Genomic DNA, 353 nt, shown 5'->3' with positions numbered 1-353 from the left:
AGACCGTGGGAGAGTTTGTAACCTATTTTTCGAAAGTTTCGTTGTGCTTATGATGAGCTTTAGGCGCTCCTGCCCACTTGTTTTGGTATTCATTTTTCAGATTAGCCCGAGACTGAGCTAACAAGCGGTCATTAGTCGGAGGTAAAGATTCTAATCGTTGAATCTGGCGCCCATAAATCATAGCCGCCATTTCAGATTCATAGATAAGTCCTTTAAGGTATTCATGCTGTTCTTTAGTCATTGACATTTTTCCTCTTTTAAACCACTACGATAATAACATAACATAGTCTTCTGGTCATGTATATATCTTTTTACGTCGTTTAACCAGATACGAAATTCTTGAGAGTCTTCAA

General features: G+C 38.2%; 2 protein-coding genes. Both read right to left on the bottom strand.

The window, feature by feature from the left end; genetic code table 11:
- Positions 1 to 22: 22 nt before the first annotated feature.
- A complete protein-coding gene (locus Y887_RS19955) occupies positions 23 to 241 on the bottom strand; it encodes a hypothetical protein (RefSeq protein WP_046965687.1) in 219 nt (72 codons plus the stop codon).
- A complete protein-coding gene (locus Y887_RS21650; protein WP_502362102.1) occupies positions 238 to 303 on the bottom strand; it encodes a hypothetical protein in 66 nt (21 codons plus the stop codon). Before Y887_RS21650 ends, Y887_RS19955 begins: the two co-directional genes overlap by 4 nt.
- Positions 304 to 353 lie beyond the last annotated feature (50 nt).

The sequence above is a fragment of the Xanthomonas pisi DSM 18956 genome, from assembly GCF_001010415.1.
In the GTDB taxonomy this organism is placed as follows: domain Bacteria; phylum Pseudomonadota; class Gammaproteobacteria; order Xanthomonadales; family Xanthomonadaceae; genus Xanthomonas; species Xanthomonas pisi.
The sequence above is the reverse complement of the archived record's forward strand: the minus strand, read 5'-3'. Positions and strand labels throughout refer to the sequence as shown.